Source organism: Pantoea sp. UBA6567 (assembly GCF_002434165.1).
GTDB classification, from domain to species: Bacteria; Pseudomonadota; Gammaproteobacteria; order Enterobacterales; family Enterobacteriaceae; genus Pantoea; species Pantoea eucrina.
Window position 1 is genome coordinate 1,368,848 of sequence record NZ_DJJN01000006.1, and the last position, 25,954, is coordinate 1,394,801.

The 25,954-nt window shown below is 58.7% G+C and carries 25 protein-coding genes and 1 pseudogene; 5 read left to right on the top strand and 21 right to left on the bottom strand.

Going from position 1 to position 25,954, the window contains the following annotated elements:
- The first annotated feature begins 319 nt into the window (after positions 1–319).
- Positions 320–1,231, top strand: coding sequence for a TIGR01777 family oxidoreductase (locus tag B4M48_RS12470; protein WP_039379083.1), 912 nt, complete (start codon positions 320–322; stop codon positions 1,229–1,231).
- 13 nt (positions 1,232–1,244) lie between these two features.
- Here B4M48_RS12470 and B4M48_RS12475 read toward each other — a convergent pair.
- The 4 genes and pseudogenes from B4M48_RS12475 to dalD all read right to left on the bottom strand — a co-directional run.
- A pseudogene (locus B4M48_RS12475) lies at positions 1,245–1,478 on the bottom strand (SDR family oxidoreductase); the annotation flags it as partial.
- 235 nt (positions 1,479–1,713) lie between these two features.
- Positions 1,714–2,994 carry an MFS transporter gene (locus B4M48_RS12480; protein ID WP_288656835.1) on the bottom strand — a complete coding sequence of 427 codons (1,281 nt, stop codon included), beginning with the start codon at positions 2,992–2,994 and terminating at the stop codon, positions 1,714–1,716.
- Between the two features lie 27 nt (positions 2,995–3,021).
- Positions 3,022–4,491: a xylulokinase gene (gene xylB / locus B4M48_RS12485; RefSeq protein WP_071668061.1), complete on the bottom strand. Its 1,470-nt coding sequence runs from the start codon at positions 4,489–4,491 to the stop codon at positions 3,022–3,024.
- Between the two features lie 10 nt (positions 4,492–4,501).
- Complete coding sequence (gene dalD / locus B4M48_RS12490) at positions 4,502–5,896, bottom strand: D-arabinitol 4-dehydrogenase (protein WP_039385574.1); 1,395 nt, start codon at positions 5,894–5,896, stop codon at positions 4,502–4,504.
- 196 nt (positions 5,897–6,092) lie between these two features.
- Here dalD and B4M48_RS12495 point away from each other — a divergent pair, with 196 nt between their 5' ends.
- On the top strand, positions 6,093–7,040 hold the full coding sequence (locus B4M48_RS12495) for a sugar-binding transcriptional regulator (RefSeq protein WP_039379090.1): 948 nt from the start codon (positions 6,093–6,095) through the stop codon (positions 7,038–7,040).
- 103 nt (positions 7,041–7,143) lie between these two features.
- On the opposite strand, the gene hisP is transcribed toward B4M48_RS12495, so the two are convergent.
- The 15 genes from hisP to B4M48_RS12570 form a co-directional block, all read right to left on the bottom strand.
- On the bottom strand, positions 7,144–7,917 hold the full coding sequence (gene hisP, locus B4M48_RS12500; RefSeq protein ID WP_039379092.1) for a histidine ABC transporter ATP-binding protein HisP: 774 nt from the start codon (positions 7,915–7,917) through the stop codon (positions 7,144–7,146).
- Positions 7,918–7,925: 8 nt separating this feature from the next.
- Positions 7,926–8,642: an ABC transporter permease gene (locus tag B4M48_RS12505; protein WP_039379094.1), complete on the bottom strand. Its 717-nt coding sequence runs from the start codon at positions 8,640–8,642 to the stop codon at positions 7,926–7,928.
- A complete protein-coding gene (locus tag B4M48_RS12510; protein WP_039379095.1) occupies positions 8,639–9,325 on the bottom strand; it encodes a histidine ABC transporter permease HisQ in 687 nt (228 codons plus the stop codon). Before B4M48_RS12510 ends, B4M48_RS12505 begins: the two co-directional genes overlap by 4 nt.
- 196 nt (positions 9,326–9,521) lie before the next feature.
- Positions 9,522–10,304 carry a lysine/arginine/ornithine ABC transporter substrate-binding protein ArgT gene (gene argT / locus B4M48_RS12515; protein WP_039379096.1) on the bottom strand — a complete coding sequence of 261 codons (783 nt, stop codon included), beginning with the start codon at positions 10,302–10,304 and terminating at the stop codon, positions 9,522–9,524.
- A gap of 274 nt (positions 10,305–10,578) precedes the next feature.
- Complete coding sequence (locus B4M48_RS12520) at positions 10,579–11,148, bottom strand: UbiX family flavin prenyltransferase (protein ID WP_039379099.1); 570 nt, start codon at positions 11,146–11,148, stop codon at positions 10,579–10,581.
- 136 nt (positions 11,149–11,284) lie between these two features.
- Complete coding sequence (purF, locus tag B4M48_RS12525; protein ID WP_039379102.1) at positions 11,285–12,802, bottom strand: amidophosphoribosyltransferase; 1,518 nt, start codon at positions 12,800–12,802, stop codon at positions 11,285–11,287.
- Positions 12,803–12,838: 36 nt separating this feature from the next.
- A complete protein-coding gene (cvpA, locus tag B4M48_RS12530; RefSeq protein WP_039379104.1) occupies positions 12,839–13,324 on the bottom strand; it encodes a colicin V production protein in 486 nt (161 codons plus the stop codon).
- Between the two features lie 249 nt (positions 13,325–13,573).
- On the bottom strand, positions 13,574–14,335 hold the full coding sequence (dedD, locus tag B4M48_RS12535) for a cell division protein DedD (RefSeq protein WP_039379106.1): 762 nt from the start codon (positions 14,333–14,335) through the stop codon (positions 13,574–13,576).
- The gene (folC, locus tag B4M48_RS12540) at positions 14,325–15,593 is read right to left on the bottom strand and encodes a bifunctional tetrahydrofolate synthase/dihydrofolate synthase (RefSeq protein ID WP_039379108.1); all 1,269 of its coding nucleotides are present in this window, start codon (positions 15,591–15,593) and stop codon (positions 14,325–14,327) included. Before folC ends, dedD begins: the two co-directional genes overlap by 11 nt.
- Positions 15,594–15,764: 171 nt before the next feature.
- Positions 15,765–16,673 carry an acetyl-CoA carboxylase, carboxyltransferase subunit beta gene (gene accD, locus B4M48_RS12545; RefSeq protein ID WP_039379111.1) on the bottom strand — a complete coding sequence of 303 codons (909 nt, stop codon included), beginning with the start codon at positions 16,671–16,673 and terminating at the stop codon, positions 15,765–15,767.
- 132 nt (positions 16,674–16,805) lie between these two features.
- On the bottom strand, positions 16,806–17,468 hold the full coding sequence (locus tag B4M48_RS12550; protein WP_039379114.1) for a DedA family protein: 663 nt from the start codon (positions 17,466–17,468) through the stop codon (positions 16,806–16,808).
- Positions 17,469–17,502: 34 nt separating this feature from the next.
- On the bottom strand, positions 17,503–18,309 hold the full coding sequence (gene truA / locus B4M48_RS12555) for a tRNA pseudouridine(38-40) synthase TruA (RefSeq protein ID WP_039379116.1): 807 nt from the start codon (positions 18,307–18,309) through the stop codon (positions 17,503–17,505).
- On the bottom strand, positions 18,309–19,319 hold the full coding sequence (locus B4M48_RS12560; protein ID WP_065648816.1) for an aspartate-semialdehyde dehydrogenase: 1,011 nt from the start codon (positions 19,317–19,319) through the stop codon (positions 18,309–18,311). The genes truA and B4M48_RS12560 overlap by 1 nt, the downstream gene beginning before the upstream one ends.
- 92 nt (positions 19,320–19,411) lie before the next feature.
- Complete coding sequence (pdxB, locus tag B4M48_RS12565) at positions 19,412–20,563, bottom strand: 4-phosphoerythronate dehydrogenase PdxB (protein WP_039379120.1); 1,152 nt, start codon at positions 20,561–20,563, stop codon at positions 19,412–19,414.
- A 57-nt stretch (positions 20,564–20,620) separates the two neighbouring features.
- Positions 20,621–21,394 (bottom strand): AraC family transcriptional regulator, encoded by a 774-nt coding sequence (locus B4M48_RS12570; protein ID WP_039379122.1) that lies wholly within the window; start codon positions 21,392–21,394, stop codon positions 20,621–20,623.
- A gap of 93 nt (positions 21,395–21,487) precedes the next feature.
- Between B4M48_RS12570 and B4M48_RS12575 the strand changes: the two genes are divergently transcribed.
- Positions 21,488–22,378 carry a DMT family transporter gene (locus B4M48_RS12575; protein WP_039379123.1) on the top strand — a complete coding sequence of 297 codons (891 nt, stop codon included), beginning with the start codon at positions 21,488–21,490 and terminating at the stop codon, positions 22,376–22,378.
- Here B4M48_RS12575 and B4M48_RS12580 read toward each other — a convergent pair.
- Positions 22,365–23,741, bottom strand: a complete 1,377-nt coding sequence (locus B4M48_RS12580; protein ID WP_039379125.1) for a sensor histidine kinase — start codon at positions 23,739–23,741, stop codon at positions 22,365–22,367. The genes B4M48_RS12575 and B4M48_RS12580 overlap by 14 nt on opposite strands.
- The gene (tctD, locus tag B4M48_RS12585; protein ID WP_039379127.1) at positions 23,732–24,403 is read right to left on the bottom strand and encodes a transcriptional regulator TctD; all 672 of its coding nucleotides are present in this window, start codon (positions 24,401–24,403) and stop codon (positions 23,732–23,734) included. The genes B4M48_RS12580 and tctD overlap by 10 nt, the downstream gene beginning before the upstream one ends.
- 120 nt (positions 24,404–24,523) lie before the next feature.
- Between tctD and B4M48_RS12590 the strand changes: the two genes are divergently transcribed.
- Both B4M48_RS12590 and B4M48_RS12595 read left to right on the top strand, forming a co-directional pair.
- Positions 24,524–25,501, top strand: coding sequence for a Bug family tripartite tricarboxylate transporter substrate binding protein (locus B4M48_RS12590; protein ID WP_039379130.1), 978 nt, complete (start codon positions 24,524–24,526; stop codon positions 25,499–25,501).
- 11 nt (positions 25,502–25,512) lie between these two features.
- On the top strand, positions 25,513–25,944 hold the full coding sequence (locus B4M48_RS12595) for a tripartite tricarboxylate transporter TctB family protein (protein WP_039379131.1): 432 nt from the start codon (positions 25,513–25,515) through the stop codon (positions 25,942–25,944).
- Positions 25,945–25,954: the final 10 nt, after the last annotated feature.

The following is a 25,954-nucleotide window of genomic DNA, read 5'->3' on the forward strand; positions in this document are numbered from 1 at the left end:
TTTTGACGTTTCAGCGTGCGCGGCACGCGTCGGTTTTTTTATTGCTTTATCAGAATGCGCGTAAGGTAAAGCGTTCTTATCACTGTCGCAAGCGCTTAGCGTGCTTTGCCCGATCCCGCCAGCCTCAGCATAAGCAGCCGGGGTGCCACATCTTTACCGGCTTTTTTCACCTAAGGCAATAATCTGCTGGTCGGATCTTTGCCTCTCCGGCAGCCTCAGGGCCGCTTTTTCCCTCACGCTGCAGGCGCTGTCACACTCACTCTCCGCTTCTCTTCTATGCTCAATGCTGAGCAGATAATAATTTACAGGGAGGCTCACGATGCAATTACTGATTACCGGCGGCACCGGGTTGATTGGCCGCCACCTGATCCCGCGACTGCTGCAGCTCGGGCATCAGGTGAATGTAGTGACGCGTGACGTGGCAGCCGCGCGGGAAAAACTCGATGAGCGCGTCAGGCTCTGGTCCGGACTCGATCAGCAGTCCGACCTTAATGGCATAGAGGGCATTATAAATCTGGCTGGCGAACCTATCGCTGATAAGCGCTGGAGCGCCAGCCAGAAGCAGCAGCTGTGCGAAAGCCGCTGGCAAATCACTGAACAGCTGGTTTCACTGATCCACGCCAGCAGTACTCCTCCCGCGTTTCTAATCTCCGGTTCAGCCACTGGCTTCTATGGCGACAGCGGCGAGGTCATTGTGACCGAAGAGGATCCCGGTCAGGATGAATTTACCCATACGCTGTGCGCGCGCTGGGAACAGCTGGCGCTCAAGGCCGAGAGCGAGCAAACCCGGGTCTGCCTGCTGCGTACCGGCGTTGTGCTGGCGCGTGAGGGCGGTGCGCTGGAAAAGATGAAACTGCCTTTTCGTCTTGGCGTGGGCGGGCCGATTGGCAGCGGCAAACAGTATCTGCCGTGGATCCATATTGATGACATGATCGATGCCATCATCTGGCTGATGGATCACCCGTCGCTGCGCGGTCCGTTCAACATGGTTGCCCCCTATCCGGTGCGTAACGAACAGTTTGCCGCGACGCTGGGACAGGTCATGCACCGGCCCGCTTTTATGCGCACGCCGGCGGCCGCCATCAAACTGATGATGGGTGAATCAGCAGTGCTGGTGCTGGGCGGTCAGCATGTGCTGCCCAAACGGCTGGAGGCGTCCGGCTTTACCTTTCGCTGGTACGATTTACAGCAGGCGCTGCAGGATGTGGCGGGATCACCGCCCCGTCCATAACCATCGAAGCGGCTCAGGCCTGCTTCGGCTGGCTATTCGACGCCGTCAGACCTCCGTCGACCGGCAGGTTAACGCCGGTGATATAACGCGCGTCATCGCTGGCGATAAAAGCAGTTGCGCTAGCGGTATCTTACGGCTCACCGGCGCGGCGCTGCAGAATGCGATCATAGAAGCGTTAATGCAGCGCCTCATCTCTTTTTATCTCTTCGGTAAGATCGGTGAGAGCAAAGCCAGGGCAAACGGCGTTGTTAACCAGCATATCGACGCGCCCATATTGCCGCTGCGGCACCCATGCCGGCTCCGGTGATCACCACCACTTACTCTGCAAAGCGCGACATCTTTCCTCCGGGTTATTTCGCGGTTGACACGGCTAAGCCTGACAGCCAGTACGCTGAGTTCAAGCGAAGCCTGCAGATTTAACGTGCCGCTTAGCTGAGGCAATAACCTGCGGATATTCAAATAGTGCACTTTTTCGTACAGGCTCAACTGCGCTGCTGCGCGATACGCGATTTCACTGCGGATGCTTCCCGGGTGTGTCCCGGTTGCGGCACGCGAATAATAAACGTCAGCACGCCGGCAAACACATACAGCCCGGTATACGCCCATACCACGCCGACGATATCGAAGAACGGCAACATAACTGAAGCAATCGCCGGTGCCACAAAGTTGCTGAGGCCTGCCGACAGATTGTAAATCGAAACGGCTGCGCCTTTATGATGCGGTTCAAGCGTCGGGAACACGGCGGTCATTGGCACAAATGCCGCGACAAAAATCCCCAGCATCACCGCCGGAATCAGCGCGACCCAGAAATTGTGGCCGGCATACAGCGGCAGGTAGTAAAACGCCAGGCTGGAGATCGCCATACCGAGGCAGCCATACCAGCGCACCTGGCGGATCCAGCCAATTTTCTCGCCGATGATGCCCCAGAAGATGTTGGTGAAAATGGTGACAAAAAAGAACACTGCCCAAATCTGCAACCATTCAGAGATGGTAAAGCCGAGACGATCAACAAACAGCAGCGGCATGATAATCGCAAAACCAAACAACGATAGCGTATTGATGATGCGAATCAGACAGGCGTAAAACACGTGCTGGTTGGTGAACAGAATGGTCACTGCGCGTGACATTTCGGTCATTTTGTCACGCAGCGGCAGATTCACGCGCGAACGGTCCACCGGCACATTGCGCAGGCTGAAAAAGGCCAGTACGCCGCCCGCCGCTACCCAGCCAATCGCCAGCCACAGCGTGCCGGTTTCACCCAGCATCGGGATAGTCAGGCTGGGCAGATAGCTGCCAACCACGCCAATGCCGACCGAATACATCGCCCAGAACCATCCGGTGGCGGCAGCCAGTTTCTCGCGCGGCAGTACCTGCACCAGCATCATCATGAAGGAGTAGATGAACAGCGGATAAGCCAGCCCGCGAATGCCGTAAAACAGCACCATCAGCGGATAATTGCGCAGGCCAAGACCGAGCGATATAAACAGCGTGTGCATCACTATCCACAGCACAAAGCCAATCAGCATTGCACGTTGCGGGGTAATCAACTCCGCAACCACGCCGGAAGCCCAGGCCGCCAGCGCCGCCGCCAGTCCGTAAAAGGTAAACACCAGCGCCGACTGGCCCGGCGTGAAGCCCATGTCAGTAATATGGCGGGAGAGAAACGCCATTTCGAAGCCGTCGCCCGCCATAAAGATGGCAATCGCGAGGAAGCCCCGGAACATTTTTTTCGGTAAGCCAAACCAGTAATCGTTCGCTTGCATCACCATCTTCCTCTGTTCAGTAAGCCGTCAGGCAGGCAGCAGCGCGCGTGCCTGCTGTTGTTGAGCGTAGAGTTCGCGGAACAGGCGCAGGCGCTGCTGCAGCACCGCACCGCGCGCCGCATCGGGCTGGTAACGCGCCTGAACCGGCGGTTTCAGGCATACCTGCTGCTCGTTGCCGCCGGCACTGAGCCAGGCCAGACGCGCGGCCCCAAGAGCGCCCGAGGCGCTGGCTGGATGAGTGACGATCGGCAGCTGCAGCACATCCGCAATCAGCTGTGCCCACAGCGTGCTGCGCGCGCCGCCGCCGGTCAGGCTGCACTGGGTAATTTGTCGCTGCGCATCGCCCAGCACCGCCAGTCCGTCCGCCAGGCCAAACGCTACGCCTTCAATCACCGCATAGCCCAGCAGCGCACGCGGCGTTTCGTGGCGCAGATTGAAGAAGGCGCCTGAGGCATCAGGATCGTTGTGCGGTGTGCGTTCACCCGAGAGATAGGGCAAAAACAGCGGTGCGCGGCGGCACTGCTCCGCGCTCAGTTCTGCCATCTCTGCCATTAGCTGGTTCTCGCTCACCGATAACAGCTGGCACAGCCAGCGCAGACAGCTGGCAGCACTTAGCATCACGCTCATCTGATGCCAGCGCCCCGGCAGCGCGTGGCAAAAAGCGTGCACGCCAGATTGTGGATCGGCCTGCAGACGGTCGTTAACCACGAAGATCACGCCGGATGTGCCGAGTGAGATAAACGCATCGCCGGGATTAACCGCGCCAACGCCTACCGCAGAGGCCGCGTTATCACCGCCGCCGCCTGCCACGCTCACCGTGGCGGACAAGCCCCAGGCGCGGGCAACATCTTCACGCAGCGTGCCGCTGACTGCACTTCCCTCCACCAGCGTGGGCAGTTGCGCGCGCGTCAGTCCGCTTATCGCCAGCAGTTCATCTGACCAGTCGCGCTGTGCCACATCCAGCCACAGCGTGCCCGCCGCATCGGACGGCTCGCTGACGAATGCTCCGGTGAGCCGCCAGCGCAGATAATCTTTCGGCAGCAGCACTTTCGCGATGCGCCGGAAGATCGCGGGTTCATGCTCAGCCACCCAGTGCAGTTTGGGGGCGGTAAAGCCCGGCATGATCATGTTGCCGCTGATGTGCATCATCTGCGGATGTCGGGTGCGCAGCGTCTCGCACTCGGCGGCGCTGCGCGTGTCGTTCCACAGTATGCACGGGCGCAATACCTGGCCGTCGGCATCCAGCAGCACTGCGCCGTGCATCTGGCCGGAGAGACCAATGGCGCGGATGGCGTGCCAGGCATCCGGCACCTGTTGTCGCAGTGCGGCCAGCACCTGTTCGCACGCCTGCCACCAGCTTTCCGGATCCTGCTCAGCCCAGTGCGAATGTGGACGCTGCACGCTAAGAGTGGCATGGCTGGAAGCCACAATGTCGCCCTGCGCGTTGACGATCAGCGCTTTGAGTTCGGAGGTGCCAATATCAATGCCGAGATACATCACACGCTCCTTATACCGCTGCCAGCATCTGTTCAGGCTGTTTCAGCCAGCGCTGCAGATCCGCCACCGTACGGTGCATTAGCGTGTGAAATGCCGCATCATCCGCCAGTTCAGCAAACAGCGCTTTGTCGCGGATAAACACGTCCAGCGCATCGGCGGCCGCAAATTGCTGATGCAATGCCTCTGCCTGCAACGCGCCATCCTGATAGGTATAAGGCAGATCGTCAGCGGCCCAGCGCTGCAGAAACAGGAAGAACAGCGCCGGCAATACCGCCGTGGCGGCGGGCTCCACGCCGCGCTGCCAGGTCTCACGCAGCGTCGGCGTTACCATGCCAGGGATTTTTGACAGGCCATCCGCGCCGACGCGCTGGTTGGTGTCTTTAATGTACGGATTACTGAAGCGCGCCAGTACCACATCGCGGTAATCGGCGAGATCGAGCGGGCTCGGCGTGAGCGACGGAATAACATCCTGAGTGATGTAGTCGTGCGCCAGCTGATAAATCGCCGGCTGGCGCGTGCTGTCGTCAATGTAGTTCAGTCCGGTAAGCGTGCCCGCCCAGGCAATCGCCGCGTGCGTGGCGTTGAGAATGCGTATTTTCGCCTCTTCCCACGGTAACACCGTGTCCACCAGCTCAACGCCCACTCTCTCCAGCGCCGGGCGACCGGCGATGAAATTGTCTTCGATTACCCATTGAATGAAGGATTCAGCCATCACGGCCGCGCCATCCTCCTTACCGGTAGCGGCCCTGACGCGTTCCGCCACATCGGATGTCGGGCGCGGTGTGATGCGGTCTACCATGGTGTCAGGCGACGTGGTGTTATCACGCACCCAGGCCGCCAGCGCCATATCGCCTTTCGCCGCCAGGAACGAGAGAAAGCCGTGGCGGAAACGCTCTCCGTTGTGGCGCAGGTTATCGCAGCTCAGCAGCGTAACCGCCGCGCCGCCGCTGGCCATACGCTGCTGCAGAATCCGCGTTAGCGCGCCGTACAGCGTGCGGATTTCACCGTGAATATCGGCCTGTACGTCCGGCTGCGCCAGGTCTAGCTCATGCTCTGGCGTCAGGTAGTAACCGGCTTCGGTCACGGTGAAGCTGATCACGCGGGTATGCGCCTCTGCGCCCTGGGCGACCAGCGCACTGATGTCACTGTCCCACGGCAGGATTTTGCGCAGCGAGGTGATGGTTTCATACGCGCGTTCGCCCTCTGGCGTGACGGTCTCCAGCACATATTCACCGTTCTGCGCCTGCAGCTGATTAAGCAGTGCTGCTGCATCATTGCGGATGTTGCCCAGCGCAATGCTCCAGCTCTCATCACCCTGCTCACGTAGCTTGTGCAGATACCACGCCTGATGGGCACGGTGGAAGGAGCCTGCACCGATGTGCATCCATACCAAATTCGTTGTCATAATCGCCTCAAAGTAAACTTTTGCCACTGCGAAGGGCATTTGCCCGATGCGACGTAGCATAGTCGGCGGCTAACATTTGGTTCTGCGAGATGCATCACAATTAATACATTTGCTCTCATTTAGGGCTTTTGCCCGATTAGCGCTTGCGTCTGATTCCGCGATAAACTGACGCTTCAGTTTTCGACGGAAGCGCGTGATGAGCAGAGAAGAGAAAAAACAGGAGCTGGCGGCGCGAGCGGCATGGATGTATTACGTCGCTGGCGTAACACAGCAGGAGATTGCGCGCGCGCTCGGCTTATCGCGTCAGGTGGCGCAGCGGCTGGTGTCCAGCGCACGGGAAATGGGCATGGTCAGCGTCAAAATCGATCATCCGGTTACCCACTGTCTGCAACTGGCGCACGAGGTGCAGACGAAATTTGGTCTTGAGCTGTGTCGGGTGGTGCCTTCTGCCCGTCTGGAGGATGACGCTATTCAGCAGATGCTGGCCGTTGAAGGGGCCTCAGTGATGAGCCAGTTTATCAGCGAGGAGCAGCCGCAGGTGTTCGGCATTGGATCCGGCAAAACGCTGCGTTCGATGATCGACGCGCTGCCGTGGATTGAACGACCACAGCATCAGTGCGTGTCGATGATTGGTGCGATTGCGCGCGATGATTCCGGTACGCGTTACGACGTGCCGCTAAAGATGGCTGAGAAAATGCAGGGCAAATATTTTTTTATCCCCGCGCCGCTCTATGCCGACACGCCAGAAGACAAAACCATGTGGGTGCAGCATCAGGTCTATCAGCGCGTGACGCAGCGCGCCCTGCAGGCAGACGTTGCGTTTGTTGGCATTGGTGAAGTGCAGCCGGGCTGTCCGCTAAATGCCGAAGGCTTTATTACCGATGTGCAGGTCAGAGAGCTTAACACGCGTGGCGTGGTGGGTGAGATGCTTGGCCATTTCTTTAATCAGCAGGGCGAGCGGGTGTGGGGCGAAACCGATGCGCTGCTCACCAGCGTGCTGCTGGAGAGCCAGACGCAGCGGAAGATTATCGGCTTTGCCGGCAGCGCACGGAAATATCCGGCCATTCGCGCCGCGCTATTGGGTGGGTGGATCTCCGGGCTAGTGACCGACGAAGACACGGCGCTGAAGTTGCTTGGCGAGTGATTAAAACGCTTCTGCAATACGTAGCGGCGCGATTTATCGCGCCGGGTTAATCGCAAAATGGCAAACAAGCGCGCCATGAATTGCGCCGCTACGGCTCAGCAGCCTATTTTAACGAGCCTTTCAGGAACTGCTGCAGGCGCGGACTCTTTGGATTGCCAAACAGCTCATCGGGCGTCCCCTCTTCCTCAATTTTTCCCTGATGCAGGAAAATCACATGGTTTGAGACGTGGCGGGCAAATTCCATCTCGTGCGTGACCACGACCATGGTTTTTCCCTCTTCCGCCAGCTTCTGCATAATACGCAGGACTTCGCCTACCAGCTCGGGATCGAGCGCTGAGGTCGGTTCATCAAACAGCAGCACTTCCGGTTCCATTGCCAGCGCACGGGCAATGGAGACGCGCTGCTGCTGGCCGCCAGAGAGATGTACCGGATATTTTGCCCGCGCGCGCGCATCAATCCCGACTTTATCCAGATATTTGATCGCCCGTTCGCGCGCTTCCGCCTTGCTCAGACCGAGCACCTGAATGGGTGCTTCCGTCACGTTATCCAGCACCGTCATATGACTCCAGAGGTTGAAGTGCTGAAACACCATGGTGAGGCGCGTGCGCAGCGAGCGCAGCTGCTCCTTGTTCGCCACTTTCAGCTGGCCGTCGGTATCGCGCACCAGCGCAATCTGTTCGTTATTAACGGCGATAGCCCCTTCGCTCGGCTTTTCGAGGAAGTTAATGCAGCGTAAAAACGTACTTTTCCCGGAGCCGGAAGAGCCAATGATGCTAATCACATCGCCGGCATTGGCGCGCAGTGAGACGCCTTTCAGAACTTCATGTTCACCGTAACGTTTGTGCAGTTCGGCAACCTGTAATTTATTTTCAGCCATAGTGATACTCAGTGCGACGAAGAGGGTTTCACATGTGCCAGAAAGCGGCGCTCCGCAAGGCGGAACAGGCTAATCAGCACATAAGAGATAATCAGATAGAGCACGGCAGCGAGCCCAAACGCGGTAAACGGCTGATAGGTGGCCGAGTTAATATCACGCGCGATTTTCAGCAGATCCGGCACGGTCGCAGTAAACGCCAGCGCGGTGGAGTGCAGCATCAGGATCACTTCATTGCTGTATGCGGGCAGCGCGGTACGCAGCGCGGAGGGCAAAATGATGCAGCGGTAAAGCTTTACGGTTGAAAAACCGTAGGCGCGCGCCGCTTCAATTTCGCCATGTGGCACGGCGCGGATGGCGCCCGCAAAGATTTCAGTGGTGTAGGCGCAGGTATTCAGCGTAAATGCCAGCAGCGTACAGTTCAGACCGCTGCGAAAAAAGGCGTTCAGCAGCTCAGATCCTTTCACCACTTCCAGCGTATACATGCCGGAGTAGAACACCAGCAGCTGGACGTAGAGCGGCGTGCCGCGAAACACATAGGTAAACAGCCAGACCGGGGTTGAGATAAACCGGTTGGGTGATACGCGGGCGATGGCCAGGATCACAGCCAGACAGCCGCCGAGCACAACAGAAAGAATAAGCAGCCACAGCGTGATCGCCACGCCGGTGAAGCGATAGCCATCGGTCCAGAGCAGTTGTTTCCAGTACTCCTGAATAATCTCAATCATAATTCTGCCCTTTTTACCCCGACCGAGTAGCGGCGCTCAAGCCACCACAGCACGCCATTAGAAAGCGTGGTAAACACCAGATAGATCACCCCTGCCACAATGGCAAAGTAGAACGGCTGCCAGGTACTCTTGCCCGCCAGCTGCGTCGCTTTGACCACATCCTCCAGCCCCAGCAGCGACACCAGTGCGGTAGCCTTGAGGATCACCTGCCAGTTGTTTCCGATGCCGGGCAGCGCAAAACGCATCATGGCCGGAAACAGAATGCGCCGGAACGTCTGCGAGCCGGTAAAACCAAAGGCGGTAGCGGCTTCAATCTGTCCCTTCGGCACCGCCAGAAACGCGCCGCGAAAGGTTTCAGTAAAATAGGCGCCGTAGATAAACCCGAGGGTAATGATACCGGCCACCATCGGGTCGATATCAAACTGCGCCAGGCCCAGCGCGTCAGTTACCGCGTTGAGCGCAATCTGCAGCCCGTAAAAGATCAGCAGCATCAGCACCAGATCGGGCACGCCGCGGATCAGGGTGGTGTACCCCTCCGCAATGATGGCCAGCGGCCGGCTGCGCGACAGTTTGGCACCCGCCCCGAGCAGGCCGAGGATAACCGCCAGCAGCACGGCGCTCAGCGCCAGCTCCAGCGTCACCAGCGTGCCTTTGAGAATGACTTCAGAATAGCCGTACAACATGATTTCGATCCTGTCGTGAGAGGAAAATAACACACGCTGCCCGGGAAATAGCGGACAGTCCTGACCAGGGATATGAATCACGGAAGGATAGCGGCAAGCGTATGAACCCCGGGAGTTTACATAAGTAAGCGCCCGGAGTGAATAGTTATGGCCCCGGTTCCTGTCACTCAACCCGCAGTATCAGGAAACAGGTCGATCAGTCACCGTAGACGTTGAAATCGAAATATTTTTTCGCAATCTTGTCGTAGGTGCCATCTTTGCGCATCTCATTAAACGCCTTATCGATGGCGGCTTTAAGATCGCTGTCATCTTTGCGCAGGCCCATGCCGGTGCCTACACCAAAGATTTTGTCATCTTTCACCGCCGGGCCAGCAAACGCATAGTTTTTGCCTACCGGCTGCTTCAGAAAGCCTTCGCTCGCCTGCACTTCATCCTGGAAAGCGGCATCAATGCGTCCGGCGTTCAGGTCCTGATAGACCAGATCCTGATTTGCATAAGGCGTCACGGTAACGCCCTTCGGCCGCCAGTATTGATTCGCATAGGTTTCCTGCGTGGTACCCTGCAGCAGACCGATATTTTTGCCCTTCAGCGATTCAATCGTTGGCTGCAGCGGAGAGCCTTTTGCCGCCACCAGACGGGCGTTAGCCGCATAGAGTTTTTCCGAGAAGCCAATCTCCTCCTGACGCTTTTCGGTGATAGAGAGCGACGAAATAATGGCATCAATTTTTTTCGCTTTCAGCGACGGAATAAGCGCATCGAAATCACTTTCCACATAGGTACATTTGGCCTGAATGCGTTTGCAAATCTCATTGGCAAGGTCGATATCAAACCCCACCAGCTGGCCCTGGGCATTTTTTGACTCAAACGGCGGGTAAGTTGGATCGGTCCCGATACGCAGCGACTGCGGTACTGCGGCAAAAACGCTGGCGGTGCCGGTCATTGCCAGCAGCAGGGAGAGAGCCAGAACTCGCTTTTTCATAGTTTACCCTCAAGTGACGTGCTTATTGTTATGTGGTGTGATGTGTGTTTTGCGCTGAATGGATTGCAGTTTTCATGCCAGGTCTCAGAGCTGGCGATGCAGCATGCAGGCGCGCTAACGAGAGCGTCGTAACGGGACGCAGAGAGTTCGTTATGAAGGGAATATAACAGCGGGATGCAGAAGAAAAAGCGAGTTTGCTAACTTTTAGTGCAGATTATGCACGAAGAGTGATCGACACCGCGAATTTGCACATCCATTGTGCAGCGCGCAACGTTTATGCGCCATTCCAGCGCATGAACAGATCTTCCGGTAGCGTGATATCAAACTGATCCACCACGCGATTAACCGTCTGGTCGACCAAATCCTCAATACGCTGCGGCCGGTGATAGAAAGCCGGCACCGGCGGCATGATCATCGCGCCCAGTTCAGCCGCCGTGGTCATCATACGCAGATGACCGACGTGCAGCGGGGTTTCGCGTACGCAGAGCACCAGGCGGCGCTGCTCTTTCAGCACGACGTCAGCGGCGCGCGTCAGCAGGCTGTCGCTGTAGCTGTGTACAATGCCGGAGAGCGTTTTCATTGAGCACGGCAGGATCACCATACCCAGCGTTTTAAATGAGCCGGAAGAGATGCTTGCCCCGATATCCCGCACGTCATGCACCACGCTGGCAAGCGCCTGCACATCCCGCACGCTGTAGTCAGTTTCCAGCGCCAGCGTCTGGCGCGCTGCCGGGCTCATCACCAGATGGGTTTCCACTTCCGGCACCGATTGCAGCACCTGCAGCAGCCGCACGCCGTAAATTGCGCCGCTGGCGCCGGAAAGACCCACGATGAGACGTTTCATAACTCTGCCTTACTCTGTTCAGAATCGGCAATGATAGCCTGCCACAGGCAAAAATGCGCTGGCGCCCGGTGAAAAAGCGCAAAACAGACGGGGCAGACTTTCGCCTGCCCCGCGGGAGTGCCGGATAAAAGCTCAATCAGCCTTCGTTATGGATCTCCAGCCCTTCCACTTCGTTCTGACGCTGCAGCGCTTTGGCGTCGTCGTTACGCAGCGACTGCAGATACTCGAGGTATTGCTGATCCACATCCTTAGTGACGTAAACGCCGTTGAAGACGGAGCACTCAAACTGCTCAATGTCCGGATTCTCTTCGCGTACCGCTTCGATCAGATCGTTCAGATCCTGGAAGATCAGCGCATCCGCCTTAATCAGCTTGCGGATCTCCTCCACCTCACGGCCATGGGCAATCAGCTCGGTAGCGCTTGGCATGTCGATGCCATAGACGTTTGGAAAGCGGATCTCCGGTGCAGCCGACGCGAGATAAACCCGTTTAGCACCCGCCTCGCGCGCCATCTCGATAATCTGTTCAGAGGTCGTACCGCGCACGATAGAGTCATCCACCAGCAGCACATTTTTATCGCGGAACTCTGCACGGTTGGCGTTGAGCTTACGGCGAACGGCGCTGCGGCGCAGATGCTGGCCCGGCATGATAAAGGTGCGGCCCACATAGCGGTTTTTCACAAATCCCTGACGGTAGGGCTTGTTCAGGATGCGCGCAATCTCCAGCGCGGTATCGGTCGAGGTTTCCGGAATCGGAATCACCACGTCGATATCGAGATCTTCCCACTCCCGGGCAATTTTTTCCCCGAGCTTGGTGCCCATGCGCACGCGCGCGCTATAGACGGAAATCTTATCCAGGAAAGAGTCCGGGCGGGCAAAATAGACATATTCAAACAGGCAGGGATTACTTTTCGGGTCCTCTGCACACTGGCGGGTCGAAAGCTGGCCCTGTTCAGTGATATAGACCGCTTCACCCGGCGCAACGTCACGAATGAACTCAAATCCCAGCGTATCCAGCGCCACGCTCTCCGAGGCAACCATATACTCTGTGCGGCCATCCTGCATGTCGCGCTTGCCGAGCACCAGTGGACGAATCCCGTTCGGATCGCGAAACGCCACCATACCGTGTCCGATAATCATCGCCACCACGGCATAAGCGCCACGCACCTGCTGATGCACTGCCGCTACCGCGGCAAAAATGGTTTCCGCATCGAGCGGATAGTGCTGAAAGCGATCCAGCTCCTGCGCAAAAATGTTGAGCAGGATCTCTGAATCGGAGGTGGTATTAACGTGACGGCGACCGGTCTCAAACAGCTGTTTGCGCAGCTCATGCGCATTGGTGAGATTGCCGTTATGCGCCAGCGTAATACCGTAAGGAGAGTTAACGTAAAATGGCTGCGCTTCAGAGGCGCTGGAGCTGCCGGCGGTAGGGTAACGCACGTGGCCGATACCGATATTGCCCTGCAAACGCTGCATGTGGCGCGCTTCAAACACGTCGCTGACCAGACCATTTGCTTTGCGCAGACGGAAGCAGTTCAGCGCATCAATAGTACAAATGCCGGCGGCATCCTGTCCGCGGTGCTGCAGCACCGTTAACGCGTCATAGATCGACTGGTTTACTGGCATAAAACCGGTGATACCAACAATACCGCACATATTGTCATTTCCTCATTAGCCGCACTCCCGATGGTGTCACCGGGGTAAAAAACTTGACGTGCTTTTCAGGTAATCAAAAAACCACCTGATGATATAACTGAACTGGGGAATGAGCTGAGACTGTTGCCAGTCCGGGCTTTTTGAAAAGCCGGTGAATGTATCAAGGAAGAAAAGAATGGCGGAAACAATCAGCACGCCACGCAACGCCCCGAAACAGACCCCCAACACCCTGTCGGTTCCCGACAAGCCGGTTTTCTCAACCAGCGAGCCGATCACATAGTTCACGATGGCACCCACAATCAGGGTGGCAACGAATAACACCGCAATTGCGATGCCGTTGCGAACCAGTTCGTCGTTAAAACCTGTAAACCAGACTGCCAGGTAGGCGTAGTAATGACTGGCGACAAAAAACGCGCATCCCCAGGTAACAAGAGATAAGGCTTCCCGGACAAACCCGCGAATCAGGCTGACCAGAGCCGAAAAACCAACTACCGCAATAATGACGTAATCAATCCAGATCATGAACGCTTCCAGTACAGTGCTTCGCACCCCTGCATCCAGTTCGGGGCGCATTCTAACAGAAAAAGAAAACGTTTGCGTAGCCTTTTCCCGTTCGCGGTGATGAAAAAGGGCGAGGAAAAATAATTCCTTCGCCCGTTACTATCAGCAATATTTAACTAGCTGATTTTAAAATTAATTACCTGCTTTAACCCGGCATTTACGCGCTATAAGCCACGCCTGTTACTGCTATCGGCGTGGCTTATCAGCCTGTCAGCGCACGCTATAGGGTTTCACCACGCCGCCCAGTCCGGAAACGCTCTGCAGCTCGCTCAGCGAACTTTGCAGCTTCGCTTTAGAGGCGTCAGGTCCGACGTAGATACGGGTGATTTGCCCCTGCACCGGCGATGACGGCACAGTAAAGGCGCGGTAGCCAGAGAGCCGCAGCTTCGCCACAATCTCGTCCACTTTCGCAGCGTTCTTCAGTGCGCCAAGCTGTACCACATACGCCTGCCCGGCCGGGGCGCTGGCTGGCTTCTGCGTTTCTGCCGGCTTGCTCTGCTCCGCTGCTTTTGGCTGCTCTGCGGGTTTTGGCGTCTCCACCGGCTTCGGCTTCGGTTGCTCTGCCGGCTTCGGCCTGCTCTGCTCGGTGGTTTTAGGTTTCGTCTGCTCAGCCGGTTTCTGCTGGGTTCTGGGCTGCGTCTGCTGATGCACCGCCGGTGGCGTGACTACGCTCGGCTGGCTGTTCTGCACCGGCTGCGCGCTGCCGCTGACGGCCGGATTTTGCGTGGCCTGAGTGGTCGCTGACTGCTGCGCAGCACCGGCACCTTCCGGCGGCTGCGACGGCAGCGGCTGCGTGACCGGCGGCACCATTTCGCTATCCTGCTGATCGTCAGGTTTTGGCACCAGCGGAATCGCTGCAAACTCTTCCTTATAATGCTTTTTCTTACCGTCCAGCAGGCCCGGCAGCACAATGACACCAATCGCCACCAGGATCACCGTGCCCACTAACCGATTTTGAAACTTACTCGCCACTGCCGTTCTCCGCTGCCATCGATTCCATAACCTGTGCTACGGTGTGAAATGACCCACACACCAGAATCACATCCTGCCGGCTGGCCTGCGCACGCGCCGCCCGCCACGCCGCATCAACGCTGGTATACGCCGTACCGCTCTCCAGATGCGCAAGCAGCTCCTCTGCCGATGCGCCACGCGGACCCGCCAGCGGCGCGCAGTACCAGTGCGTCACCTGCGGCGCCAGCGCAGCGAGCGTACCGGCAATATCTTTGTCGTGCAGCATACCCGCTACCGCATGAACCGTTCCGCCCGCGGGCAGCGCTGCCAGACGCGACGCCAGCCAGGCAGCCGCGTGCGGGTTGTGCGCGACGTCCAGAATCACCTGCGGCGCATGGCTTATGGTCTGGAAACGCCCTGCCAGTACCGCCTGCGGCAGATGCGCGCGGATAATGGCGTCAGGCACCTGCAGACCCGACGCGCGTAACGCAGCCAGCGCCGTGGCCGCATTAGGCAGCGGCACCTGCGGCAGCGGCAGATCGCGCAGCTCACCCTGCGCATCCTGCAGCATCCAGCTATCACTACCGCCCTGCCACTGCCAGTCGCGATTGACCTGATGCAGCACGGCACCGGTCTCTGCTGCCACCGCAGCGATGCTTGCCGGCATCTCCGCTTCGCCCACTACGGCAGGTTTACCGGCGCGGAAAATACCCGCTTTTTCCCGCCCGATACTCTCGCGGTCGGGGCCAAGCCAGTCCGTGTGATCGAGTGCGATACTGGTGATCACCGCCACATCACTGGCAACAATATTGGTGGCATCAAGACGGCCACCCAGTCCGACTTCGAGGATCACCACGTCAAGATTCGCCTGGCGGAACAGATTAAGCGCAGAGAGCGTGCCAAATTCAAAATAGGTGAGCGAGGTATCACCACGCCCCGCCTCGATTTCAGCAAAGCTGGCGCTGTGCTGCGCCTCCGGCAGCTCCGCACCCTGCACGCGTACGCGCTCGGTGTAGCGCACCAGATGCGGCGAACTGTAGACGCCCGTACGGTAGCCTGCTGCCATCAGTAGCGTTTCCAGCGTGCGGCAGGTGGTGCCTTTGCCGTTGGTGCCGGCGACGGTAAAGATAAAGGGAGCGGGTTTCAGCAGGTCAAGCTGCGCGGCAACGCGCTGAATACGATCCAGACCCAGTTCAATCGCCTGTGAGTGAAGATGCTCAAGATAGTGAAGCCACGTGGCCAGCGGCGACGTGCCCTGAGGAGGCTGATGCGTGTTCATGAGTCCCGTCTGTTGCGTAGTACAGCTCATCGTTCAGCGCAGCGGCGGAAAGAGAGGCCTGCGCGCGGCTGATGGCTATCAACAGGCAGGAACCGGCACGGCTGCTCACTGAATAATGGGATGTACGGAATGAAAGTAAAAAGGCGCATCGCTGCGCCTTTCGGTTGCCTGTCAGGCGTCGTTGCTTTCTGGTTCCACCACCACCGGTGGCTCGCCATCCAGCTGCGGAGCCGGCAGGTTCATCATTTTTGCCAGCAGGCTGGCCAGCTTAAAGCGCATTTCCGGACGACGGATGATCATGTCGATCGCGCCTTTTTCAATCAGGAACTCACTGCGCTGGAAGCCCGGCGGCAGCTTTTCACGTACCGTCTGCTCAATCACGCGTGGACCGGCAAAACCGATCAGCGCTTTTGGCTCCGCCACGTTGAGATCGCCCAGCATCGCAAAGCTGGCAGAAACGCCACCCATGGTGGGGTCAGTCAGCACGGAGATATAAGGCAGACCGCGCTCCTGCATTTTCGCCAGGGCCGCACTGGTTTTTGCCATCTGCATCAGCGACTGCAGCGCTTCCTGCATACGTGCACCGCCGCTGGCCGAGAAGCAGATCAGCGGGCAGTTATCTTCCAGCGCCTGCTCTACGGCACGCACAAAGCGCGCGCCCACGACTGAGCCCATCGAGCCGCCCATAAAGGCAAACTCAAACGCCGCCGCCACAACCGGCATGCCGTGCAGCTGGCCTTTCATGACGATCAGCGCATCTTTTTCGCCGGTGTCTTTCTGGGCCGCTACCAGACGATCCTTATACTTTTTGGAGTCGCGGAACTTGAGCAGATCTTTTGGCTCCAGCTCGCTTCCCAGCTCAACCATCGACCCTTCATCCATCAGGCTATGCAGACGCTCGCGCGCGTGCATACGCATGTGGTGGTCGCACTTCGGGCAGACCTCAAGGTTGCGCTCCAGCTCGGCGCGGTAGAGCACCTGACCACAGCTGTCGCACTTGGTCCACACCCCTTCCGGGATGCTGGCTTTGCGCGTAGGCGTCGTGGTGCTTTTATTCAGTATGCGTTCAATCCAGCTCATTGATGACCTTTCTGTTTAATGCTGACCTGGTCCAGTCTTTTCGTTACTGCTGAAATCACCTTCAGCAGGCCGTAAATGTCGCTCATTAAACCACAACCTGTTCACGCTGTGGATAAAAATCTGGTGACGGGCTTACTGCGATTTCTGCTGACGCGCCTGACGGCGATGACGCCATACTTCAATCACGCCCGGCAGTATCGATACCACGATAATGCCGACAATCAGCAGCTTGAGGTTCTCCTGCACCACCGGCAGATCGCCAAACAGATAGCCGGCATAGGAGAACAGCAGTACCCACAACAGCGCGCCCGTAACGTTGAAGAGCGCAAAGTGGCGATAGGACATATGTCCCATACCCGCCACGAAGGGGGCAAAGGTTCGCACGATTGGCACAAAGCGCGCAAGTATAATGGTTTTACCGCCGTGGCGATCGTAGAACGCATGGGTTTTATCGAGATAGCTGCGGCGGAAGATTTTAGACTGCGGATTACTGAATAGCTTCTCACCAAACAGGCGGCCAATGGTGTAGTTCACCGCATCGCCGAGAATAGCAGCGATAACCAGCAGCGTGACCATCAGGTGCACGTTTAAGTCGTTGCCCGGTAAGGCAGCAAGCGCGCCTGCCACAAACAGCAGCGAATCACCCGGCAGGAATGGCGTCACCACCAGACCGGTCTCGCAAAACAGGATCAGGAACAGGATGGCGTAGATCCAGATGCCATACTGCGCCACCAGTTCGGCCAGGTGCACATCAATGTGCAGAATAAAATCGACAACAAAATGGATAAACTCCATACCAGCTAACTCCCTGACACCCTACGGTTAAAAATTAATCTGCGAGGAACAGTGGTCCCGGCGCAGGCTGTGGTAACGCAAAATGGGACGGGTAATCCACCGCCACCAGGTATAACCCTTCCGCTTTCGCGGTTGCCGCTGCCAGCGTGCGATCTTTTGCCGCCAGCAGATCCGCTATCCAGCTCTCCGGCTGATTGCCATTGCCAACCTCTATCAGGCTGCCGACGATGTTACGCACCATATGGTGCACGAAGGCGTTCGCTTTGATATCGACAATGACAAATGCCCCCTGCCGTATGACGTTCAGATGGATCACGTTACGCCATGGCGTACGCGACTGGCACTGAACGGCACGAAACGAGGTGAAGTCATTTTCACCCAGCAGATGCTGACCGGCACGCTGCATTTTCTCTGCGTCCAGCGGATGGTAGTAGTGCGTCAGCCCGTTGCCGAGAATAGCCGGGCGCAGCCGCTGATTATAAATCACATAGCGGTAGCGTCGCGCGGTCGCGCTGAAGCGCGCGTGAAAGCTCTCCGGCACCGCTTTTACCCAGCGTACGGCGATATCATCCGGCAGATTGGCATTGACCCCCAGCGTCCAGGCGCTGTCAGCGCGCCGGGAAGTGGTTTCAAAATGCACTACCTGACCGGTGCCGTGTACGCCTGCGTCTGTCCGCCCGGCGCAAAACACGCTGACGTCATGGTTCGCTACTTTCGCCAGCGCTTTCTCCAGCTTCTCCTGCACGCTGCGTACTTCATTTTGCCGCTGCCAGCCATAGTAGCGGCTGCCGTCATACTCAATGCCCAGCGCCAGCTTCAGGGTTGTCGCCTCCGCCTGCATCAGTAGAAATACTCCTGCACCAGCTTCTCCGCTGTTTTCACTGCCATCAGCGCGCCGCCAAAGCGTACGTTATCCGCCACCGACCAGAACTGCAGCAGCTCCGGAATGCCGTAGTCGTTGCGCAGGCTGCCAATGCTCAGCACTTCATTACCGGAGGCATCACCAACCTGCGTCGGGTAATCCCCCTCTTCGCTCAGGCTGATATCTTCCGCACGCGCCAGTTCATCACGTGCCTCTTCGGCAGAGAGCGGACGCAGATTTTCCAGATAAACGATTTGCGCATTACCGTAAAACACCGGCGCCTGCACGCTGCTGACGGCAATCGGCAGTCCCTCATCCTGCAGCACTTTACGCACCTGCTCCACGACGCGACGTTCACTTGCCACGCTGCCGCTGCTGTCTGCCTGCTGCGGCAGCAGGTTAAATGCCAGCTGACGGCCAAAATAGTGTTCGTCAGGCGGAATGCCATTCAGCAGGCGCGCACTCTCGCCTGCCAGTCCATCCACGGCAGCTTTGCCCTGGCTGGATACTGACAGCAGGTTTGTTACCTGAATGCGGCTCAGCCCGGCGGTTTCAACCAGTGGCTTGATGGCGCATAACAGCTGGCTTACCAGCGCATCTGCCACGCTGATGATATTACGGTTACGGTAGTCCGCCAGTACCTGCGGGTTCACATCCGGTACCACCAGCGGCACATCCGGCTCCAGCGCGAACAGATCGCTGCTGTCGATCACCAGGCATCCCTGGCTCGCCGCCTCTTCTGCGTAGCGGGCTGACGCCTCGCGACCGGCAGTGAAAAACGCCAGCTGCGCCTGGGTCCAGTCGAACTCAGCCGCATCCTGTACGCGCACCGAACGGCCGGCAAAACGCAGTGTTTCACCCGCGCTGTTTTCGCTTGCCAGCAGATGGATCTCACCAACCGGGAACTGGCGTTCAGCCAGCAGTTCCAGTACAGCGTTTCCTGTGGCGCCTGTTGCGCCCAGTAGCGCAATATTCCAGCCGTCAGACATGTTGGTTTACTCCAGACAATGACATAAAAACAGAAGGCGGTAATGATACCGCCTCATAATTCAGATTCGTTCCCGCTGTGCGCCGTGGCGCATCATTCCGGGAGAGAGGATGGCTGCCCCTGCAGGCTGACGCGAAAGCCCAGCTGCTTCAGCATGCTGGCGCTGGCAGCGTTGTCGCAGATCACCTGCAGCGAAGACCACTCACGGCGCTCTTCGTACTGCCGGCGCAGCCGGTCAAACTCGCCCGGCTGGTCTGCTGCTTTACGCAGCGGCGCGTCGTCGCGGCGCACATCATACACTAGGTGTGCCAGTCGTTTCAGCGTTGCCTGATCGAGTTCACCGTGCAGCGTGATGCTGCTGAACTCCGGCGGCGGCAGCAGACTCTCCAGCGCCACCTGCTGCGGCTGGCCGATAAACGCGCTCCAGGCTTCAAAGACCTGCGTCGTGCCACGCGCTTTACCCTCCAGCGTGTAGCCTGCGATATGGGCGGTAGCGATATCCACGCGCGCCAGCAAATCGAGACTGAGATCGGGTTCCGGCTCCCATACATCCAGTACCACGCGCAGATCGCCACGCATTTTCAGCACTTCCAGCAGCGCAGCGTTGTCAACCACCGGACCGCGGCAGGCGTTAATCAGAATGGTATCGGGCCGCAGCGCCATCAGCAGCGCCGCATCCGCCAGGTGCCAGCTTTTATAGCGCCCCTCTTTGTTGAGCGGCGTATGAAAAGTCAGGATATCCGCCTGTGCCACCAGCGTTTCCAGCGTATGAAACGGTCCGGTATCGCCACGATCGGCACGGGGCGGATCGCACAGCAGCGTTTTAACGCCCCAGGCTTCCAGTCGCGCCTGCAGACGGCTGCCGACGTTACCCACGCCCACGATGCCCACGGTGCGATCGCGCAGCGCAAAGCCGTCACGTTCAGCCAGCAGCAGCAGCGCAGAGAAGACATATTCCACCACGGCGATAGCGTTGCAGCCTGGTGCGGCAGAGAAGCCGATGCCGGCTGCCTGTAGCGAGGCCTGATCCACGTGATCGGTGCCCGCGGTGGCAGTGCCGACAAATTTTACCGGCGTGTCCGCCAGCAGCGCCGCATTGACCGGGGTGACCGAGCGCACCATCAGCGCGCTGGCATCGCGCAGCTCCGCTTCAGGCAGCGGACGGCCCGGTACGGCAACCACCTCACCGGTGCGGCTGAAGAGTTCACGGGCATAGGGCATGTTTTCATCAACGAGAATTTTCACGGCGGTGGTCCTGTCTGCGGGAAATGAACGCCGGCTAGTGTGCCACAAAGGCGGCTGTTAGCCTAACCGGCTGCGATAGCGTTCCGGGGAGGTGCCCGCCTGCTGCTGAAACATGACAATCAGCGCCGAGGCGGAGCTATAGCCGAGTTCATGAGCGATAGCCTGCACGCTCTTGCCCTGCTCCAGCAGCGCAAGCGTGCGCAGAAAACGCAGCCGCTGCCGCCACTCGCTAAAGGACATTTTCAGCTGCTGCTGGCAGCGCCGCGCCAGCGTACGTTCTGTAGTAAACACGCGCTGCGCCCACTGCGCCAGCGTGGTGTTATCGCCGGGATTGGCCTCCAGCGCACGCAGTACCGGCGCAAGAAACTTATCATCTGAGGCGGGCAGATAGCTGGTATGCGCGGGTGCCTGGCGCAGGCGATCCAGCAGCACATCACACAGGCGCCACTCCGCCTCGCTCTGCGGCTGCGCCAGCGCGCGCTGCGCGAACTCATTCATAATCGCATGCGTTATCGCATCCGCCGTCAGCAGGCAGGCGCGCGCCGGCAGGCCGTGACACAGTTCGGCTGCCAGATTCAGGGTACGAAACTGTGCCTGACAGTGGTTATAGCTGCTGTGTCGCTGGCCGGGAGGGATCCATACCGGCATCTCAGCCGGGGCCAGCAGGCGCTCGCCTTCAATGTCCAGCTCCAGCACGTGGCGGGTAACAAAAATCGCCTGGCCCCACGCATGCTGATGCGGCAGATATTCGGTGCGCGCATGCGTCTGTTCGTAACGCATAAAAATGCGCGGTGCGTCAGCGGGCGGGCAATAGGCAACCTGAATAGTCATTCTGTCCGGTCATTAACAAATATTGTCCGATTTTAACTATCTGTTTTAAACCGGTCAAACGTATGCTGGCGGCACTTTTTTACGGAGCCTGTTATGAATCTGCTGTTCCCGCTCATTGCGGTGCTGATCTGGTCAGTCAACACCATCGTCAGCAAACTTTCGGCTGACGCTATCGATCCCGCCGCTATCTCATTTTATCGCTGGCTGCTGGCGCTGCTGGTGCTGACACCGTTCTGCCTGCCCGGCGTATGGCGGCACCGGCGCACCATAAAAGGCCACCTCGGCCAGCTGCTGCTGCTGGGGCTGCTTGGCATGGTGCTCTATCAGAGCCTTGCCTACTATGCGGCGCATAGCGTGTCGGCGGTGATGATGGGCATACTGGGCGCCACCATTCCGCTGCTGACGATTCTGCTCAGCCTGCTGGTGCTGCGTCTGGCTCCCACGCGCGGTATTCTGCTGGGCGGTATTCTCTCGTTTATCGGTCTGGTCTGGCTGGTCAGCGGCGGCAACCCGGCTCAGCTGCTGGCGCAGCGTCCCGGCAATGGCGAAGTGATGATGCTGGCGGCCTCCACCTCTTATGCGCTCTATGGCGTGCTGACCAAACGCTGGGCGATCCCGCTCCCCACCTGGCAGAGCCTCTATGTGCAGATTTTCTTCGGTGTTGTGCTGCTGCTGCCGGGCTTTCTGCTCGCGCCGGAGGTCGCGCTGACGCAGCAGAACCTGCCGCTGGTGCTGTTTGCCGGGCTGTTTGCCTCGATCGTGGCGCCCTTTTTGTGGATCCTTGGCGTGCAGCGGCTGGGTGCCAGCACCACCAGTATCTTTATGAACGTGGTGCCGGTATTTACAGCGCTTATTGCGGTGCTGTTTCTGCATGAGCAGCTGCACAGCTATCACTGGATTGGCGGCGGTATTACGCTTACCGGCGTGATCCTGGCGCAGCGGCTGAAGACGCCGCTGCGCCAGCCGGCCATCAGGGAAAGCTGACGGTGACCCGCAGTCCGCCCAGCTGCGGGCTGCGATCGAGACGCAGCCGCGCGCCGTGCCAGGCGCAGATATCTTTCACCAGCGCCAGCCCGATACCCGCACCAGGCTGCCCGCTGGGATCGAGACGTGCAAACGGCTGGAGCGCCTGCTGCTGCTGCGCAGCGTCTATACCGGGGCCGCTGTCTTCAATCTCCAGCTGATGCCCCTGCAGCCGTGCCGTTACCGTTCCCTGCGCCGGCGTATATTTAATCGCATTATCCAGCAGGTTGGCGCACAGTTCAGCCAGCAGCAGCGCGTCTCCCTGTACGCGACACGCCTCTTCGCCCTCGAAACCTAAATCAATCTGCTTGTGCCGCGCGGCGGTATAGCCGCTCAGGCACGCCTGCTGCACAATCTGACTGAGATCAACGCGGGTAAAGGGTTTATCTTCGCCGTGGCGCGCCTTGATCTGCGCCAGCTGCAGCAGCCGGTCAGTCAGCTCTACGGTATCGTTCAGCGTGTGGCGCATGCCCTGCAGGCTCTCACGCCACTGCTGCGGATCGTCACTGCTGAGCGCCACGCTGACCTGGGTTTTCAAAATGGTCAGCGGCGTACGCAGCTGGTGCGACACATCGGCGCTGAAGCGCTCCTGCCGCGCCAGCAGCCCGCGCAGCCGCTCCAGATGCCGGTTAAATGCCACAATCAGCGGCTGCAGTTCTGACCAGGGTACCAGCGACGGCAAGGGCGTCAGCTCTCCTGGCGCACGGCGCAGCATAATCCGCGACAGCCGGCGCAGCGGCCGCAGCACCCGGCGCAGCAGCATCCCCGCCAGCAGCAGCGTGATCAGCACCAGGAAACTCTGGCTGATCAGCGCCGTACGCAGCAGGCTGTCGGCAAAGGCGTGCCGGGAGTTCAGCGTTTCCGCCACCAGCACCAGCGCCATGCCTTCTACCCCCTCTTCATTCACCGGCTGCCATAGCGCCGCCACGCGAATCGGCTGCCTGCGGTAGTGCGCGTCATAAAAGTGCACCAGCGCCGGGTAAGCCTCAGAGAGCGGCGCGTTACGCGGCAGCAGCGGCAGATCGGGATAGCCGGAGAGCGTATTTCCCTGCGGGGAAATAACCTGATAGAAGAGCTGGTCGTTCATATTACGCTCAAAACTGTCCAGCACTACCCAGGGCACATCCACTTCCAGATGGCGCTGGCGTACCACCAGCCTTTCCGCCACGGTGCGCGCTGACGCCAGCAGTGAGCGGTCATAAGCCTGATTCGCTGCCTGCAGCGCGCTCTGATAATGGGTATAAACCGACAGCGCCCACAGCAGCAGCAGCGGTGCGCCCAGCCACAGCAGCAGCTCACCACGCAGCGAGTGCATCAGCCGCACGGCTGCTGCTCCAGGCTGTAGCCGAGCCCGCGCAGCGTCACAATCGCCACATCGCTGCCGGAGAGCTTTTTACGCACCCGATGCACATAGAGCTCAATGCTCTCCGGACTGGCGTCGTCGGCCAGCGTAAACGTCTGCTCATAAAGATGCTGGCGCGATACCGGTCGTCCCGGCCGCTGCATCAGCGTGGAGAGCACGCTCGATTCGCGCGGCGTCAGCGACAGCGGCTTATGATTCAGCAGGAAATAGCCTTCGCTGTCGCGCTCCAGCTGTCCGAGCCGCTGGGTCTGCGCCGTCTGGCCGTGGCTGCGGCGCAGCAGCGCGCGCAGTCGCGCATCCAGCTCATCCAGCTCAAACGGCTTGGTCAGATAGTCATCGGCGCCGCCGTTTAAGCCCTGCACCCGCTGCGCCAGGGTACTTTGCGCCGTCAGCAGCAGCACCGGCACGTTCTGTCCGCGTTTGCGCAGCCGCGCCAGTACCGTCAGGCCATCCAGCCGCGGCAGCGATACATCAAGCACCACCAGCGCGTAGTCCTCACTCTGCAATATATGATCGGCGGCCAGCCCGTCGGCGACCCAGTCGACGGCAAATCCTTTTTGCGTGAGCGCCTTTTGCAGCCATGAGGCCAGTTCAGTGGTGTCTTCCACCAGTAAGAGACGCATATCACATCCTGTCATTTTTGCTGATAGCTGAAAGGTAAATGAAAGGTTGCTCCTTTAACAATTCAGCAACCGAAAATGTTCGGTAGCAATCACAATCTGGAAGAATGACTGGAGCGAACCATGAAAAAAACAGGCCTTCTCGTCCTCGCCTCATCCCTGCTGGCTTTTTCAGTAACCTCTGCGCTGGCAGAGGTACCACAGCGCACCGAGTGTATCGCCCCGGCCAAACCCGGCGGCGGTTTTGACCTGACCTGTAAGCTGATCCAGGTCTCCATGCAGGAGACCGGCCAGCTCACCTCGCCCATGCGCGTAACCTACATGCCAGGCGGCGTCGGCGCAGTGGCCTATAACGCCATCATTGCGCAGCGCCCGGCCGAAGCGGGTACGCTGGTAGCCTTCTCCGGCGGGTCGCTGCTTAATCTGTCACAGGGCAAATTTGGCCGCTATTCCGTGGACGACGTGAAGTGGCTGGCCGCCGTCGGCACTGACTACGGCATGGTGGCGGTACGCGCCGACGCGCCGTGGAAAACGCTGGGCGAGCTGATGGAGGCGATGAAAAACGATCCTAATAAAGTCGTCGTAGGCGCCGGCGCCTCCATCGGCAGTCAGGACTGGATGAAAACCGCGCTGCTGGCGCGTGAAGCCGGTATCGATCCGCGCAAAATGCGCTATGTCGCCTTTGAAGGTGGCGGCGAGCCGGTGACCGCGCTGCTTGGCAACCATATTCAGGTGGTATCCGGTGATATGAGTGAAATGGTGCCACACCTGCAGGGCGGCAAAATGCGCGTGCTGGCGGTGATGAGCGACAAACGTCTGCCGGGAAATCTGGCCGATATCCCCACCGCTAAAGAGCAGGGCTTTAACGTTGAATGGCCGGTGATCCGGGGTTATTACCTGGGTCCTAAAGTCAGCGATGCGGAGTACCAGTGGTGGGAAGATTCGTTTAAAAAACTGGTTGCCACCAAAGAGTTTCAGCAGCAGCGCGACGCGCGCGGCCTGTTTGAATTCAACATGTTTGGCAGCGAGCTGGATGCTTACGTGAAAAAACAGGTCGCTGACTATCGTGAAAAAGCGAAATCGTTCGGGCTGGCGAAATAGCGGAGGCGATAATGAGCGATCGTATTTTTGCCGCCATCTGGCTGGCGCTCTGTATTGCCGGCCTGTTTATCGGCTGGCAGATCCAGAGTGAATATAGCTATGAGCCGGTCGGTCCGCGCCCTTTCCCGCTGCTGCTGCTCGGGCTGATGGCGATCTGCGCCGTCATGATGCTGCTGCGCAAGCCTGATGTCATACAGTGGCCCTCAGCCACCACGTTTAAAAAACTGATTGTCCTGTGCATTCTGCTGATGGCGTATGGCTGGCAGTTCGAACATCTGGGCTTTCCGCTCTGCACGACCCTGCTGACCTTTGGTATCGGCCTGCTGTTTGGTGCGCGCTGGTGGGCGGCGGCGATCTCTGGCGTGGTGATGGGCGTGGCGCTGTTTTACGCCTTCGACCGGCTGCTTGACGTAACGCTGCCGATGGGCAGCTGGCTGAGTTAACAGGAGTCAA